This is a genomic window from Azorhizobium sp. AG788 (assembly GCF_004364705.1).
In the GTDB taxonomy this organism is placed as follows: domain Bacteria; phylum Pseudomonadota; class Alphaproteobacteria; order Rhizobiales; family Xanthobacteraceae; genus Azorhizobium; species Azorhizobium caulinodans.
This window is the reverse complement of the sequence record NZ_SOBM01000006.1, coordinates 194,024-209,766: the sequence shown is the minus strand read 5'-3', so window position 1 is coordinate 209,766 and position 15,743 is coordinate 194,024. Positions and strand designations below refer to the sequence as shown.

Below are 15,743 nucleotides of genomic sequence, written 5' to 3'. Positions count from 1 at the left end.
GAAACTTCCATCGTTTTCGAGAGATCGAGGGCGCGCGGGATGTCCCCGCGCGCCGTCACAGGCCCACGTCGTCGAGCCGGCGGCCCTTGGTCTCGATCCGCAGCAGCCAGGTGATGAGCGCGCCGAGGAACGAGGTCGCCACCAGCATGTAGAGCAGGTTCGACGTGCCGAGCGTGCTGAGCAGGATGGGGAAGAGGAAGGCGGTCAGCACCGCCCCCACCTTGCCGAAGGCGGCGGCAAAGCCCGCGCCGATCCCGCGGATGTGGGTGGGAAACACCTCGCCCGCCAATAGGTAGGTCTGGGCGTTCGGGCCCATGTTGCACATGAAATTGAAGAGCATGAAGCCGGCATAGATGAGTGCGATCTGCGCCGGGCCGGTGAAGGCGTCGTGGAACGAGGCGAGCAGCAGGCCGGCGGCGCAGCCGAGGAAGCCGAACACCTGCAACAGCACCCGGCCCACCTTGTCCGCCAGCATCACTGCCGCCACCATGCCGACGATCAGCAGGATGTCGATGAAGGCCGCGCCCTGGGCGGCGCGCATATCGCCCGCGATGAGACCGGCGACACCGGGCATGCGGATGGAGGTGTCGGCCCCCAGTGCGGCGGCAAGGATGGTGGGGGTGAAGATGCCGATGCCGTAGGTGCCGAGGTCCTGAAGGAACCACGGCAGGGAGGCGAACAGCGTCGCCCGCAGGTTCTTGCGGCGGAAGAGCACCAGAAGGTGGCTTTCCGGCCGGGCGAGGCCGGGCTCGTGCAGGCCCTTGAGACGGATGTGCTTGGGGTAGCGCGGCTGGCGGGTCAGCAGCCGCTTGAGATTGTGCTCGGCCTCCGGCACCCGGCCCTTCGCCAGCAGCCAGTGGCTGCTCTCGGTGATGAAGAAGCGGCCGGCGAGCACGATCAGCGCGGGGACGATGGCCACGGCGTACATGAGCCGCCAGGCGCTGAGGGTCGGATCGAAGACGAGCACCAGATAGCCGACGGCCGTTCCGCTGAGCGCGCCCAGCGCCTGGAAGGAGAAGGCGCCGAGCACCAGCCGGCCGCGCGAGGAACTCGGGATGCTTTCCGAGATGACGAGATGGGCTGTCGGATAATCGCAGCCGAGCGCCAGACCGATGCCGAAGAGGAAGATGAGCATCCAGCTGAAATTCGGCGCTGCGGCGAGGAGGCCGAGAAACAGGATGAACAGCGCCATCTCGAACACGAACATGGGCTTGCGGCCGAACTGATCGGCAAGGCCCCCCAGCGCCAGCGCACCCACGAGGATGCCGAACAGGGTGGCGGCGCTGACAAGGCCGTGCTGGAGCGGCGTCATGCCGAACTCGGCGCCCATCAGCGGCAGGGCCACGCCGGTCATGAACACGACGAGACCCTCGAAGAACTTGCCGGCGGCGGCGAGGCTCCAGATCCGCCACTGCATGGCCGTCATGGGCGCCGCCGGAACGACCGTGCCGTCCCGCCAGATGGGCGTCTCGTCGATATAGTCCTGCACCCGCTGCACGTCCTCGGGCGTGCCGTGCAGGGACTGGCCGTGCGGCCGTGTGGCGTGGCTGTGGGCGCTGTCGCTGGTTTCGGTACGCATGCTCGATCTCCGCGGCCCGCACCCTCTCCGTCACCCATGAACGGCGTGTGACGGTCACAGCTTACCTAATCCGGCTTCTAAACCATAAGCATGCGTGGGAAGCGCCGGCTCTGGAGACTTCGACCCGCCTCGTCTATGACCGAGGGGAGAAAGCTGGGAGGCTGGCATGGTTAAGGGCGCACGCGCGATCGCTGCGACGATGGTGATGGGCTTGTTCGCGGCCGGCTGCCAGGCTCCGGGCGGTCCTCCGAGCTGGGGCACCTCCGTGGTCAAGGAGACCGACGGCTTCGGCGACTATTACGAGACGGTCATCAACGTGCCGGCGCCCACCGGCGCGCCGCGGGCCTTCTCCTGCGCGGGGCCGTGGGGGCCGTCCACCAGTGACACCGTGCTCAAGGGCATTTTCGGCGGCGGCCGGGCCGTGCAGGCCACCGACGTGCTGCGGCCCGACGGCACCACCGGCCCCGGCACCATCGTGCTGCCGAACGATCCCCAGTTGCGCGTCTCCGTGGCCTGGGCGGACGGCTTCGCCTATGCCGGTCCCATCCGCTTCAACTTCACCGAGCAGTCGGCCTGGTCGGTCAACGGCGTGCGCATCGGCTCGACCATCGCCGATCTCGAACGGGCCAACGGCAAGCCGTTCCGTCTCGTCGGCTTCGGCGGCGATGCCGGCGGCGTGGTGACGGACTGGCAGGGCGGCGCGCTCGCCAACCTGCCCGGCGGCTGCAACCTCACCGTCCAGCTCGCCATCTCCGCCCTCGCGCCGGCGAGCGCGCAGGCCAAGGTGGTGGGGCCGAAGGTCTTCCTCTCCACCGATCGCAACGTGCGGGCGCTCAAGCCGACGGTGGGCCGCTTCTGGGTCATGTACAACTGATGGGCGCGATCGGGGGTTGATTGACGACGGTATGACCTTGGGGTGTCATGCGGACGGGCTGGTTTCTCCGGCCGCGTCTCATTGAAGGTGCTTCATGTCTCTGTCCCGCCTTTTCAATCCGTCCCTGGCCGTTGGTGCCGTGCTTGGCGTGAGCGTTGTCCTCGGCGCCCAGGCCTTCTTCGACGGCCGCGCGCTGGCCAATCAGCCCTTCATGGACGCCGCGCTGGCCTCGCTGCGGGCGGCGCGGGAAAATCTGGTGCAGGCGACCCCCAACAAGGGCGGCCATCGTGACCGGGCCATCGATCTGGTGGATCGGGCCATCGAACAGGTCAAGGAAGGCATCGCCTACGCCGCCCAGTGAGGGGACGCGGAAGCCGGACGCCGTGTCCGGCTTCCCGTTCGCGCAAGGCCGCAAAAACGCCGCCTGCGCATGCTGGATCAGGAAGGTAGAAGCCGCGACAGCGGCAACGGCAGACAGCCGGAGGGCGCATGGATTGGGTGACGTTCTGGGATGGAGCCCATTCCATCTATGTGAACGACCGGCACAAGATGGTGCATTACCAGCGCATCACCGCCGACATCGTTTCCCTTATTCCCGATCCGTCCAGCCGCCTGATGGACTATGGCTGCGGCGAAGCGCTGGGCGCGCCGACGCTGGCCGACAATTGCGCGCAACTGATCCTCGCCGATGCGGCGCCGACCGTGCGGGCGACCTTGAAGGACCGGCTCGGCGGCGAGCCGAACATCTCCGTCCTCTCGCCCGAGGAGACGGCGCAGCTCCCCCCGGCGAGCCTTGATCTCATCATCGCTAATTCGCTGCTCCAGTATATTTCCAAGGCCGATCTCAAGGCCTTGCTGGCGCAGTGGCGCGGATTGCTGGCTCCCGGCGGCGCGGTGATCCTGGCGGACGTGATCCCGCCCAACGTCAGCGCGGTGCAGGATGCGGCGGCACTCCTCACCTTCGGCGCGCGCGAGGGCTTCTTCTTCTCCGCGCTCCTCGGTCTCGCCAGGACGGCAGTCTCGCCCTATCGCAAGCTCAGGGCCGACCTCGGGCTGACGACCTACGAAGAAGGCGAGATGATTGCGCTGCTGCGGGGCGCCGGCTATCTGCCCCAGCGCCTGCCGAAGAACATCGGCCACAACCAGCGCCGCATGGCCTTCCGGGCCGTTCTGTAAGGGCGGCGGGCTATTCGGCCCGCTGCTCGCGCGCACCGGCCTTATGGGCGAAGGCCCAGATCCGGTAGGCACTGAAGGTCCAGATCATCACCAGCCCGGTCGTGATGGCCTGCGCCAGCAGGTAATAGAGCCCGATGCGGTGCACCAGCAGGTCCATCAGCACCCCGGTCATGACGAAGGCAATACCGGCCACCGTGGCGAAGCGGGGCAGGGCACCCGCGTGGCTGCGCGTCGATTCGAAGGTGAAACGACGGTTGAGGCTATAGGAAATGACGCTGCCGACGATGAAGCCCGCCAGGGAGGCAAGAACCGGCCCTGCCCAATTGCGCTCCACCATGATGGCCAGCGTGGTGAAATGGCCGGCCGCTGCGGTCAAGCCCACGCCCACGAACGTCGCGAACTGAAGGAAGAAGGCGCGGTGACGCTGGGCGAGGCGGGTCAGGAGGGCGAACACGAAACAGGCTCCGGTGGGCCGGGACGATCGAGGCGTCTTCCGTCGCGAGAAATTATGGTCTAAGGAAGCCCAATCCGCGTGCAGGGGCGGAGAAATTTCTGCGTCCCCCGCATTGCCGCCGCCGTCCACAAGGACGGATCCACTCATTCAGGGGCGCGTGACCCGCGGCCCTTTTTTTGCGCCCGTCGAGCGCCAGAGATAGATGCCGAAACGCACCGACCTCGAAACCATCCTCATCGTCGGCGCCGGTCCGATCGTCATCGGCCAGGCCTGCGAATTCGACTATTCCGGCACGCAGGCCTGCAAGGCCTTGCGCGAGGAGGGCTACCGGGTTGTCCTGGTGAACTCCAATCCGGCGACCATCATGACCGACCCGGACATGGCGGACGTCACCTATATCGAGCCGATCACGCCGGAAATCGTCGCCAAGATCATCGAGAAGGAGCGCGGTGACCGCTCCAAGGGCTTCGCCCTCCTGCCCACCATGGGCGGCCAGACGGCGCTGAACTGCGCCCTGTCGCTCAAGAAGATGGGCACGCTCGAGAAGTTCGACGTGGAAATGATCGGCGCGACCGCGGAGGCCATCGACAAGGCCGAGGACCGCGAGCTGTTCCGCGACGCCATGACCAAGATCGGCCTCGACACGCCCCGGTCGCGCCAGATCAAGACGCTGGGCGAAGCCCTCGAGGCGCTGGACGAGGTGGGCCTCCCGGCCATCATCCGCCCGTCCTTCACCATGGGCGGCACCGGCGGCGGCATTGCCTACAACAAGGCCGAGTTCATCGAGATCATCGAGCGCGGCATCGACGCTTCCCCCACCAACGAGGTGCTGGTGGAAGAGAGCGTGCTGGGCTGGAAGGAGTATGAGATGGAGGTCGTCCGCGACAAGGCGGACAACTGCATCATCGTCTGCTCCATCGAGAATCTCGACCCGATGGGCGTCCACACGGGCGATTCCATCACCGTCGCGCCGGCTCTGACGCTGACCGACAAGGAATACCAGATCATGCGCGACGCCTCGCTGGCGGTGCTGCGCGAGATCGGCGTCGAGACCGGCGGCTCCAACGTGCAGTTCGCCATCGATCCGGCCTCCGGCCGTATGATCGTGATCGAGATGAACCCGCGCGTGTCGCGCTCCTCGGCGCTGGCCTCCAAGGCGACGGGCTTCCCCATCGCCAAGGTCGCGGCGCGCCTTGCGGTCGGCTACACGCTGGACGAGATCGCCAACGACATCACCGGCGGCGCGACCCCGGCCTCCTTCGAGCCGACCATCGACTATGTGGTCACGAAGATCCCGCGCTTCGCCTTCGAGAAGTTCCCCGGCGCCGACAACACCCTCACCACCTCCATGAAGTCGGTGGGCGAGGCGATGGCCATCGGCCGCACCTTCCAGGAAAGCCTCCAGAAGGCGCTGCGCTCGCTGGAGACCGGCCTCACCGGCCTCGACGAGATCGACATCGAGGGCCTCGGCCAGGGCGACGACAGCAGCGCCATCCGGGCCGCCATCGGCGTGCCCACGCCGGACCGGCTGCTGAAGGTGGCACAGGCCATGCGCCTCGGCCTCACCGATGAGCAGATCCATGCGTCTTGCAAGATCGATCCGTGGTTCCTGGAGCAGATCCGCGCCATCGTCGACACCGAGGCCAAGGTGCGCAAGTTCGGCCTGCCCACCACGCCCGGCGCCCTGCGCGCCCTGAAGGCGCAGGGCTTCTCCGACGCCCGCCTCGCCACGCTCGCCGGCATCGGCGAGGCCGAGGTGCGCGCGCGGCGCCATGCCCTCGACGTGCGCCCGGCCTACAAGCGCATCGACACCTGCGCGGCCGAGTTCGCCTCGCCCACCGCTTACATGTACTCGACCTACGAGGCGCCCTTCGCCGGCAAGCTGGCCGACGAGGCCCAGCCCTCCGAGCGCGAGAAGGTGGTGATCCTCGGCGGCGGCCCCAACCGCATTGGCCAGGGCATCGAGTTTGACTATTGCTGCTGCCATGCGGCCTTCGCCCTCAAGGATGCGGGCTATGAGGCCATCATGGTCAACTGCAATCCGGAGACCGTCTCCACCGACTACGACACGTCGGACCGGCTCTATTTCGAGCCGCTGACTTCCGAGGACGTGCTGGAGCTGATCGACCGTGAGCGCACGAAGGGCACGCTGAAGGGCGTGATCGTGCAGTTCGGCGGCCAGACGCCCCTGAAGCTCGCCCGCGCGCTGGAAGAGGCGGACGTGCCGATCCTCGGCACCTCGCCGGACGCCATCGACCTCGCCGAGGACCGCGACCGCTTCAAGCACCTGCTGGACAAGCTGAAGCTGCGCCAGCCGGCGAACGGCATCGCCTATTCGGTGGAGCAGGGCCGCACGGTCGCGTCCGAGCTTGGCTATCCGCTGGTGGTGCGCCCGTCCTATGTTCTGGGCGGCCGGGCCATGCAGATCATCCGCGATGATTCGCAGCTCGGCGACTATCTGCTCGACACCCTGCCGGGCCTCGTGCCGCAGGATGTGAAGTCGCGCTACCCCAACGACAAGACCGGCCAGATCAACACGGTGCTGGGCAAGAACCCGCTCCTGTTCGACCGCTATCTGTCGGACGCCATCGAGGTGGACGTCGATGCGCTGTGCGACGGCAAGGACGTCTTCATCGCCGGCATCATGGAGCACATCGAGGAGGCCGGCATCCATTCGGGTGACAGCGCCTGCTCGCTGCCGCCCCACTCGCTGGACGAGGACACCATCGCCGCGCTGGAGAAGCAGACCGCAGCCATGGCGCTGGCGCTCGGCGTCGGCGGCCTCATGAACGTGCAGTACGCCATCAAGGATGGCGTGATCTACGTTCTGGAAGTGAACCCGCGCGCCTCGCGCACGGTGCCCTTCGTCGCCAAGGTGATCGGCTCGCCGATCGCCAAGATCGCGGCCCGTGTGATGGCCGGCGAGAAAATCGCCTCCTTCGGCCTGAAGAAGAGCACGCTGAAGCACATCGCGGTGAAGGAGGCGGTGTTCCCCTTCGCCCGCTTCCCGGGTGTGGACACCGTGCTCGGCCCGGAGATGCGCTCCACCGGCGAGGTGATGGGTCTCGACACCGATTACGGCGTCGCCTTCGCCAAGAGCCAGCTCGGCGGCGGCACCAAGGTTCCGAAGTCGGGCACCGTCTTCGTCTCGGTGAAGGACAGTGACAAGCCGCGCATCCTGCCCACCATCAAGATGCTGGTGGATCTCGGCTTCAAGGTGATCGCCACCTCCGGCACGCAGCGCTTCCTCGCCGAGAACGGCGTCGAGGCCGGCAAGATCAACAAGGTGCTGGAAGGTCGCCCGCACATCGTGGACGACATCAAGAACGGCGGCGTGCAACTGGTGTTCAACACCACGGAAGGCCAGCAGGCCCTTTCCGACAGCCGGTCGCTGCGCCGGGCGGCCCTCTTGCACAAAGTGCCGTATTACACCACGCTGTCAGGTGCCATTGCTGCGGCGCAGGGGATCAAGGCCTATGTGGGCGACGATCTCCAGGTCCGCGCGCTGCAAAGCTACTTCAAGTGATGGCAGGCCGGCGACGGCGGGAGAGCCTTGGTTCTCCCGGCGCCTGACCGGAGCGGAACCGTGGTATTCAGCCTCGCATCGGCCGTGGGCCGGTGCGAGCTATTCGGCTTTTGTCCGGGCACAACGAAGCCCGCCAGGCGTTGCCGGCGGGACCCCTTCGGGCAGCTTCGGCGTTGGGGGTGGAATGTCCGCGGAGATTGCGGGACGCTCCTTCCGTCCGATTCCCGGACGGGGCCGCAATGTCTGGATGCCGGACGTGTTGAGATCGACGTGTGGGCGCGGGTGGTGGGTCGAACCGGCCATCGCGCGCATCGCCGGCATGAGGAGGTTCTAGGTAGGACCCATGGAAAAGATTCCCATGACGGGGGCGGGTTTCGTCGCCCTTGAGGAAGAGTTGCGTTTCCGTCAGCAGGTGGAGCGCCCGCGGATCATCAGCGCCATTTCCGAAGCGCGCGCCCATGGCGACCTCTCCGAGAATGCCGAATATCACGCGGCCAAGGAGCTTCAGTCCCTGAACGAGGGCCGGATCGCGGAGCTCGAGGACAAGATCTCGCGCGCCGAGGTCATCGACGTGTCCAAGCTCTCGGGCGACATCGTGAAGTTCGGCGCCACCGTCACGCTGGTGGACGAGGACACCGAGGAAGAGCGCGTGTGGCAGATCGTCGGCGACAGCGAGGCTGACGCGAAGGCTGGTCGCATTTCCATCTCCTCGCCGGTGGCGCGCGCGCTGATCGGCAAGAAGAAGGGCTCGTCCGTCGAGGTCGTGACGCCCAAGGGTGCGCGCTCGTTCGAGATCGTCGAGGTCCGCTGGGCCTGAGGGCGTCCGGAGCGGCGTCTCTGTTCAGGGGCGTCGGAGTGTTCCGCATCGCGGGCCCTCCGGCGCCCTTTTTGCGTGGGCCGAGGCGGATGCAGCGTCTGTTGCGCCGGGACTTTACGTCGCCACGGCGACCGGTCTCGGCCGTCCGCTCACTCCGGGGGCGGGGAGCCCTCTTCCAGGGGCACGATGGGCGCGTTCTTGGACTGCTTCAGCGTAAGCGCCGTCTTCACATTGCGCACGTTCGGCGCCGAGGTGATCTCCAGCACGAACTTCTGGAAGGTCGGCAGGTCCGGCGCGACGCAGAGCATCAGGAAGTCCACGTCGCCAGAGAGCATCCAGGAGGCGCGCACCAGTGGCCAGTGCTCGATCCGCGCCTCGAAGGCCGCGAGGTCCGAGCCCGCCTGGCTGATGAGATGCACCATGGCAAAGGCCATGAGGTCGTAGCCGAGCTGCTTCTCGTCCAGCAGCGCCCGGTAACCCTTGATGATTCCGTCTTCCTCGAGGCTGCGGACGCGGCGCAGGCAGGGCGGAGCGGAAATGCCGACGCGGCGCGACAGCTCCACGTTGGTCATGCGGCCGTCCCGTTGCAGCTCGGCCAGGATCTTCCAGTCCACGGCATCGAGACGAACGGTCAAGGGGGAATCCTCCGGGGCGATTTCGTCAGGCACCTTAGTGAAGCCTAGACGCAGCGCAACGAAATAATATTGCGCGACGCCGCGGTGCACCGATTCGATGCGTTCGCACGGTGGGATCGCGGCGAATTGTCTGCGGGAACTGGGGACATCCCCCGGTGGCGCGACTGCAACGCGTGTTGAGCCTTGTCGCCTGCGCAACCCGCCCCTACATTCCCGCATAGCTCTTTGTCAATGCGTCCGATCTCGGCTGCGCCCACGCGCCGGCGCCGGATGCGGGCGGTCCCGCATGGGCACCGTCGAGGTTCGAGGACGGAAATGGCTTCCCACAGCAAGGTCATCATCATCGGGTCCGGCCCGGCCGGGTACACGGCGGCGATCTACGCCGCCCGTGCCATGCTGGAGCCGATCCTGTTCGAAGGCATCCAGCCCGGCGGCCAGCTCACCATCACCACCGACGTCGAGAATTATCCGGGCTTTGCCGATGTCATCCAGGGGCCATGGCTCATGGAGCAGATGCGCGCTCAGGCCGAGCACGTCGGCACCCGCATCCTCTCCGAGCATGTGGCGAGCCTCGACCTCTCCCGGCGTCCGTTCAAGATGGTGACGGAAGGCGGGGAGACCTATGTGGCGGACGTGGTGATCCTCGCCACCGGCGCGCAGGCCCGCTGGCTCGGCCTCGGGTCGGAGGAGGCCTATCGCGGCTTCGGCGTTTCCGCCTGCGCCACCTGCGACGGCTTCTTCTATCGCGGCAAGGACGTGGTGGTGGTGGGCGGCGGCAACACGGCCGTCGAGGAAGCGCTCTTCCTCACCAATTTCGCCAGCAAGGTCACGCTGGTGCACCGCCGCGACAAGCTGAGGGCCGAGCGCATCCTCCAGGACCGCCTGTTCGCCCACCCGAAGGTCTCGGTGGTGTGGAATGCGGCCATCGATGAAATCCTCGGCGTCAGCGAGCCCGTATCGAAGGTGACGGGCGTGCGGCTGAAGGACGTGAACACCGGCGCCCATGCGGAGCTGGCCACCGATGGCGTGTTCATCGCCATCGGCCATGCCCCCTCGACGGCGCTGGTGGAAGGTCAGCTTCGGATCAAGTCCGGCGGTTATGTTTGGACGGCTCCGGATTCCACGGCCACCTCCGTGCCCGGCGTCTTCGCCGCCGGAGACGTGGCCGACGACGTGTTCCGACAGGCGGTGACGGCCGCCGGCCGGGGCTGCATGGCGGCGCTGGAGGCGGAACGCTTCCTCGCGCAGCACGAGGTGGCGGAAGCCGCAGAGTAGGCCGCTCGAGTACGCGGCGTTTCGCACGGGCCTCAGGCCGTCGGAGCGCGCGTCCTCTTCCAACAAGTTAGGGGGCGATCCTTCAGGTCGTGTTGGCTCAACAGGACCGGATCGCGCCCTAAGGGCAGGGTGTGATGGACTGGGACAAGCTCAAGGTTTTTCACGTGGCCGCCGAGGCCGGGTCCTTCACCCATGCGGGCGAGACACTGGGCCTGTCCCAGTCCGCCGTCAGCCGCCAGGTTTCGGCGCTGGAGCAGGAACTGAAGGTTCCCCTGTTCCACCGGCATGCCCGCGGCCTGATCCTGACGGAGCAGGGCGAACTGCTCTATCGCACGGCCCATGAGGTGTTCCTCAAGCTGGAATCGGCCCGCGCCCAGCTCACCGACAGCCGCGAGAAGCCGAATGGCGAACTGCGCGTCACCACAACGGTCGGCCTCGGCACCCATTGGCTGACCGCCCGCGTGGGCGAGTTCGTGGAGCTTTATCCGGACATCCGCATCCAGCTCATCCTCACCGACGAGGAACTGGATCTCGCCATGCGCGAGGCGGACGTTGCCATCCGCATGCGCCAGCCGGTGCAGCCGGATCTGGTGCAGCGCAAGCTCTTCACCGTGCATTTCCACGCCTATGCCTCGGTGGATTATCTCAAGCGCCATGGCCAGCCGCGCACGCTGGAGGAACTGGACAAGCACCGCATTCTCCTGCTCGGCGGGCCGATCCCGAGCTATTTCCAGGGCCTCAACTGGCTGGAGCATGCGGGCCGCGACGGCTCGACGCCCCGCGTGCCGGCCTTCGAGGTCAACAGCGTGCTCGGGCTGAAGCGCGCCGTGGAGCGCGGCGTGGGCATCGGCACGCTGCCCGATTATCTCTCGGATGACTCTTCGTCGCTCGTGCAGCTCTTCACGGATCGCGAGACGCCGCAACTTGAGGCTTACTTCACCTATGCTCAGGAAATGCGCTCCGTGGCGCGCATTCAGGTGTTCCGGGACTTCCTGATTTCGAAGGCGCAGCGCTGGAGCTACTGAGCGTGACAGGGGAATGACGCGGGCGTCGTTGGATCACAAATGAGCCAAGCGCCGCGCACATGCCTGACATGCGGTCATTCCGCATTGCATTATGCCTACAGGACGTGCACTTTGCACTTGCACTGATCGCGCCGTGAGCGGCGCAGTCAGGTGTTCCCCTCTGGAAGGTTCGCCGCTCTGCGGCGATACTTGCCGGGCCTCTCGCGAGGTCCGGCATTTTTCTTTTGTACTCCCGTGTTGCTGTCCCCGACGCCGATACCGGCCACCGGCGTGCGTTGCCCTGGCCTGCTGCGTTCCGGCGCATGCGCCATGCAGCGAATCCATGCGACGGGGCGCGTTGTGTGCGCTGCACAAGAGGCCGACATCAGCCACTGTGTGCGGCGTGTGCGGGTGCCTCCTGCGGAACCCGGCACCGGACGGCGGGTTCCTGTTTCCTGAGACAGGAGACCTGGATGGCGCAACACCTTCTCCCGGCGGACGACGCGCTCGCGTTTCCGCTTCTGGCCGGGCCTTTTCCGCCGCCCGAGCCGCCCGAGCCCATTCCCCCCATGCCGCCACTTACGCCGCCGCCCCCCACCCGCGAGCCGGACGATCTGCCGGAGCCTGGCCCGGATCTGCCGCCCCTTCCCGAGGGCGATCCCTCCCGCGAGCCGCGGGAAGAGCCCGGCCCGCCGCCTATGCCAATGAACGCATGACCCTTCGAGGCTCGGGGTGGCCGCTGACGGATCGGTGCATGGACACGGGCTCTCGAACGGGCTCTATGGAGCGCGGAGGTGCTTCCATGTCCGTGTCCGCCGAACCTGTCCTGCCTGCGCTCTTCGTCGAGGTCCCCGCAGTGGTCCCGAACGTGATCCTGGATCTGCGCTATGCCGGGCCGAACAATTTCGTCGGGGTGCGGGTGGACGGGTATGAAGCCGAGCGGGCGCTGCTGACCCGGCCGGCGGCGGAAGCGGCCGCCCGCGTTGCCGAAGCGCTGGCGCGGCAGGGATTGGTGCTGAAGCTGCTGGATTGCTATCGCCCCACGCGGGCTGTTGCGCATTTTGCCCGCTGGGCCGCGGATGCGAACGATCTCGGCACCAAGGCCGATTTCTATCCCGACCATGACAAGCCGGAGCTGTTCGATCTCGGCTATATCGCCGGCCGCTCCAGCCATTCGCGCGGCTCGACGCTGGACCTGACGCTGGCACATGCCTCGGACGGCACGGAACTGGACATGGGGACGCCGTTCGATCTCTTCAGCGAGCGCTCCTGGCCCGGCTCGCTGGCGGTGACGGACGCGCAACGCAACAACCGCCGTCTGCTTGCTGCCGCCATGGCGGACGCGGGCTTCGAGCCCTTCTTCATGGAATGGTGGCACTTTACCCTGAAGGGCGAGCCGTTTCCCGACACCTATTTCGACGCGCCGATCCGCTGACCGGCGGCGTCAGGAGAGGTTGATTTCCTCGATCTGGAGCCGCCGGCCCCAGGCATCGAAGAACTGGCCTTCGTTCAGCACCAGACGATCCTCGCGCACGCGGCTTTCCACCTCGCGCAGGCGGGCGCGGGCGTCTTCATTCTCCAGCGGCCCGTCCGGATCGAACTGCGCGAAGAAGGCGGCACCGTCCCACTTCAGGCCCGAACCTGCAAACAGGGCGACGATCTGGCCCCAGGTGATCTCGTCGCCGATGATGTTCAGAAAAGTGGAGGCGAGCGGCTTCACCTGCGTCTCGCCGATCTCCACCAGAATGACGAGCGCGGTGAACGGGCCTTCCTCCGAGAAGGACTCCTGGAGCCAGGCCTCGAACTCGTTCGCGCTTCCCGGCCGGGTGGACTTGTCAGTAATCGACACGCGGCGTCTCCGGCATGTAGTAATCGAAAAGCTGCCAGAAGGAGCTTGCGCGAGTCTGTTCATACCAAGCTTCAAAGGCGGCCATCTCCGTCGCCGGGTCGGCTTCCACCGGGCTCGCGCCATCCTCGGCCGGATGCGCCGCGCCGAACAGGGCCAGCGCCAGCGGCGTGAGACGGTCCAGAACCTGCGTGCGCGCGTCGCTCTCGCTCTGCCAGTCGAAGCGCTCGCGCACATGGGCCTGCGCGGCCGCGACCGCCGCTTCCGGCGTCTCGGCGCCGGTGACGCGCGCCAGGAGGGCGCGGAGGAAGCTCAGGCGGCGATAGGCAATGGTGCGCTCGGTTGCGAGGCGTGCGGTCGTCTCCGCTACCTCCTTGCGGAAGGCTTCCTCGCGCAGGTCGGCAGCACGGGCGGCCTCATCGAGGCGCGCGATCATCGCGTCGGCTGGGGTCATTGCCGCTTCTCTTCGGGGGGCGTCGGGGTAAGTGGCGGAAGAGAGTGGGAGTCGAACCCACCAAGGACCGGCTCGCGGCCCCTCCCGGATTTGAAGTCCGGACGCCCCACCAGGGACGCTTCTCCTCCGTGCGCCGCAACCGCATCTGGGGCGGCGGGCGAATTGTCAGCCGGCGCATCATCGCTGCTCGTGCGGAACAGGTCCAGCCGGTGCGGATTGATGCGACGAAGATCGCCCCGGCGCAAGGTCACGCCGTGCCGATCGAAGAATTCCAGGATCTGGATGGCCACCTTGCGCCCGTTTTCCACCTGATCGCGGAACTGGGCGGCGGTGAAGTTGCCATGCGCGGCAGAGAGGCGGGCGATGATGCCGACCATCTCGCCCACGGTGGCACGCAGGAAGAAATGATCGTGCGCCACCTCGTCCACGCGGGCAAGGCGCCCGAGCAGTTTCATCAGGCGGCGGATTTCCGCCTCCGGCACCTCGATCAGGCCGGCGATGTCGCGCACGCGCGGCGGGCGGAAGCGCTCCTCGCCGGCGAGCAGGGGGGCGACCCGTGCCCAGTTCGCCTCATCGAGCGGCGTCAGGCGCACTTCGAAGCCCGCCCGGCGCACCCAGGCGCCATCGAGCGCGATCTCGCGCGCCTGCGCCAGCGCCTGAAGGGCCGCCTTGAAGGCGGGCGCCGCGAGGCGCGGTTCCGCCTGCATGCGCAGCCGTTCGATGCCGATGCCGGGCAGGTCTGGATTGTCCGCGTGAAAGGTGTCGAGCGTGACGAGCAGCCGCTCATGGAAGGTCGCCCAGCGCGCGCCGGAGAGCACGACCGCCGTGTCGCCCACGGAGAGCGCCTTGAGGCCGAGATCGCGGATCAGGGCCGGCACGGCATCGCTGGCCAGCGCCCGGTCGCGGGCAAAGGCGGCAAGGTCGAGATGGAACGGCGGCAAGTCCAGCAGGTGGGTTAGGGCAACGGCGGCATCCGGTTCGGCCATTGCGCCGAGTTGTGCGAGGCGTTCCGGTGTGCGGCGCTTGCGGGCGGGGCCGCGCAGATCGAGAAACACGCCGCCGCCGATGGTGCGCTGGGCGGAGGTGTCGCGGATGACGAAGCGATCGCCCGCCGTCGCCGCGATGGGCGCGTCCAGCACCAGTTGCACCAGCCCGGTGTCTCCGGGCTTCACCGGGTCTTCCAGCAGCACGATGCGCGCGCCGACCTCGCGGGCGGCGTGGTGCAGGCGCACCGGGAACCACTGGCCGACGTGTTTCGGCTCACCGGCCAGCACGCGCAGCCGGGCGTCGATATGGTCCGCCGGGGCGTGGAGCGTGTCGGCCAGCAGCACGTCGCCGCGCGAGACGTCGTCCTTCGAGATGCCGTCGCCGGCAATGTTGATGCCGCAGCGGTCGCCCGCACGGCCGATGTCGGAGGCGCGGTCCTGCGCCCGGATGGAGCGCACGCGGGCGGGGCGGCCGCTCGGGCTCAGCATCACCCGGTCGCCCACCCTGACCTCGCCGGACAGGACGGTGCCCGTGACGACGGTGCCGGTGCCGGAGAGAGTGAAGGCGCGGTCCACGGCAAGGCGGAAGCGGCCCTCGGCGGCCCGCCTGGCAAGGCGCGCATTCGCCGCCTCAAGCCGGGCGCGGATGTCCGCGACGCCGGCGCCGGTCACGGTGGAGACGGGCAGGATCTCCGCACCCGCCAGCACCGTGCCCTCCAGTGTGGCGGCGATTTCGGCGGTCACGGCGGCAAGGCGATCTGCGTCCACCAGATCGGCCTTGGTGAGGGCAACGAGGCCATGGCGCACGCCCAGCAGGTCGATGATGGCGAGATGCTCGCGGGTCTGGGGCATCACGCCGTCATCGGCCGCCACCACCAGCACCACGAAATCGATGCCGCCGGCGCCCGCCAGCATGGTGTGGACGAACTTCTCGTGCCCCGGCACGTCGATGAAGCCCAGCACCGCGCCATCGCCCGCCGGCATGTAGGCGAAGCCGAGGTCGATGGAGATGCCGCGGGCCTTCTCCTCCTTCAGCCGGTCCGTATCGATGCCGGTGATCGCCCGCACCAGCGAGGTCTTGCCGTGGTCGATATGTCCTGCTGTGCCGATGATCATG

13 protein-coding genes, 1 tRNA gene and 1 pseudogene are annotated in these 15,743 nt (G+C 67.4%); 8 read left to right on the top strand and 7 right to left on the bottom strand.

What is annotated here, in order from left to right; all coding sequences use genetic code 11:
- Nucleotides 1-55: 55 nt before the first annotated feature.
- A complete protein-coding gene (locus DFO45_RS16970) occupies nt 56-1,579 on the bottom strand; it encodes an MFS transporter (RefSeq protein ID WP_245518149.1) in 1,524 nt (507 codons plus the stop codon).
- A gap of 166 nt (nt 1,580-1,745) precedes the next feature.
- Here DFO45_RS16970 and DFO45_RS16965 point away from each other — a divergent pair, with 166 nt between their 5' ends.
- The 3 genes from DFO45_RS16965 (at nt 1,746) to DFO45_RS16955 (ending at nt 3,629) form a co-directional block, all read left to right on the top strand.
- A complete protein-coding gene (locus DFO45_RS16965) occupies nt 1,746-2,453 on the top strand; it encodes a hypothetical protein (RefSeq protein WP_012169673.1) in 708 nt (235 codons plus the stop codon).
- Between the two features lie 94 nt (nt 2,454-2,547).
- Entirely contained in the window at nt 2,548-2,814 is a 267-nt protein-coding gene (locus DFO45_RS16960) for a hypothetical protein (protein WP_070096999.1), read from the top strand.
- Nucleotides 2,815-2,942: 128 nt separating this feature from the next.
- Nucleotides 2,943-3,629 carry a class I SAM-dependent methyltransferase gene (locus tag DFO45_RS16955; RefSeq protein ID WP_133865809.1) on the top strand — a complete coding sequence of 229 codons (687 nt, stop codon included), beginning with the start codon at nt 2,943-2,945 and terminating at the stop codon, nt 3,627-3,629.
- A 10-nt stretch (nt 3,630-3,639) separates the two neighbouring features.
- Here the strand turns inward: DFO45_RS16955 and DFO45_RS16950 are convergent, their stop codons facing one another.
- The gene (locus tag DFO45_RS16950) at nt 3,640-4,083 is read right to left on the bottom strand and encodes a GtrA family protein (RefSeq protein ID WP_166657163.1); all 444 of its coding nucleotides are present in this window, start codon (nt 4,081-4,083) and stop codon (nt 3,640-3,642) included.
- 202 nt (nt 4,084-4,285) lie between these two features.
- On the opposite strand from DFO45_RS16950, the gene carB reads away from it, so the two are divergent.
- On the top strand, nt 4,286-7,609 hold the full coding sequence (carB, locus tag DFO45_RS16945) for a carbamoyl-phosphate synthase large subunit (RefSeq protein ID WP_133865807.1): 3,324 nt from the start codon (nt 4,286-4,288) through the stop codon (nt 7,607-7,609).
- A 343-nt stretch (nt 7,610-7,952) separates the two neighbouring features.
- Nucleotides 7,953-8,426 (top strand): transcription elongation factor GreA, encoded by a 474-nt coding sequence (gene greA, locus DFO45_RS16940; protein ID WP_012169677.1) that lies wholly within the window; start codon nt 7,953-7,955, stop codon nt 8,424-8,426.
- Between the two features lie 149 nt (nt 8,427-8,575).
- Here the strand turns inward: greA and DFO45_RS16935 are convergent, their stop codons facing one another.
- Nucleotides 8,576-9,061, bottom strand: a complete 486-nt coding sequence (locus DFO45_RS16935) for an Lrp/AsnC family transcriptional regulator (protein ID WP_012169678.1) — start codon at nt 9,059-9,061, stop codon at nt 8,576-8,578.
- 315 nt (nt 9,062-9,376) lie between these two features.
- Here DFO45_RS16935 and trxB point away from each other — a divergent pair, with 315 nt between their 5' ends.
- From trxB to DFO45_RS16920, 3 genes are all read left to right on the top strand, one after another.
- Nucleotides 9,377-10,336, top strand: a complete 960-nt coding sequence (gene trxB, locus DFO45_RS16930) for a thioredoxin-disulfide reductase (RefSeq protein WP_012169679.1) — start codon at nt 9,377-9,379, stop codon at nt 10,334-10,336.
- Nucleotides 10,337-10,470: 134 nt separating this feature from the next.
- On the top strand, nt 10,471-11,361 hold the full coding sequence (locus DFO45_RS16925) for a LysR family transcriptional regulator (protein ID WP_012169680.1): 891 nt from the start codon (nt 10,471-10,473) through the stop codon (nt 11,359-11,361).
- A 781-nt stretch (nt 11,362-12,142) separates the two neighbouring features.
- A complete protein-coding gene (locus DFO45_RS16920; RefSeq protein ID WP_245518148.1) occupies nt 12,143-12,775 on the top strand; it encodes a M15 family metallopeptidase in 633 nt (210 codons plus the stop codon).
- Between the two features lie 9 nt (nt 12,776-12,784).
- On the opposite strand, the gene DFO45_RS16915 is transcribed toward DFO45_RS16920, so the two are convergent.
- From DFO45_RS16915 to selB, 4 genes and pseudogenes are all read right to left on the bottom strand, one after another.
- Nucleotides 12,785-13,189 carry a hypothetical protein gene (locus DFO45_RS16915; RefSeq protein WP_244421800.1) on the bottom strand — a complete coding sequence of 135 codons (405 nt, stop codon included), beginning with the start codon at nt 13,187-13,189 and terminating at the stop codon, nt 12,785-12,787.
- Nucleotides 13,176-13,640: a hypothetical protein gene (locus tag DFO45_RS16910; protein WP_133865805.1), complete on the bottom strand. Its 465-nt coding sequence runs from the start codon at nt 13,638-13,640 to the stop codon at nt 13,176-13,178. Before DFO45_RS16910 ends, DFO45_RS16915 begins: the two co-directional genes overlap by 14 nt.
- A 32-nt stretch (nt 13,641-13,672) precedes the next feature.
- Nucleotides 13,673-13,768: transfer RNA gene (locus DFO45_RS16905), tRNA-Sec, on the bottom strand.
- Nucleotides 13,769-13,921: 153 nt separating this feature from the next.
- Nucleotides 13,922-15,742 (bottom strand): annotated as a pseudogene (gene selB / locus DFO45_RS16900) (selenocysteine-specific translation elongation factor); the annotation flags it as partial.
- Nucleotide 15,743: the final 1 nt, after the last annotated feature.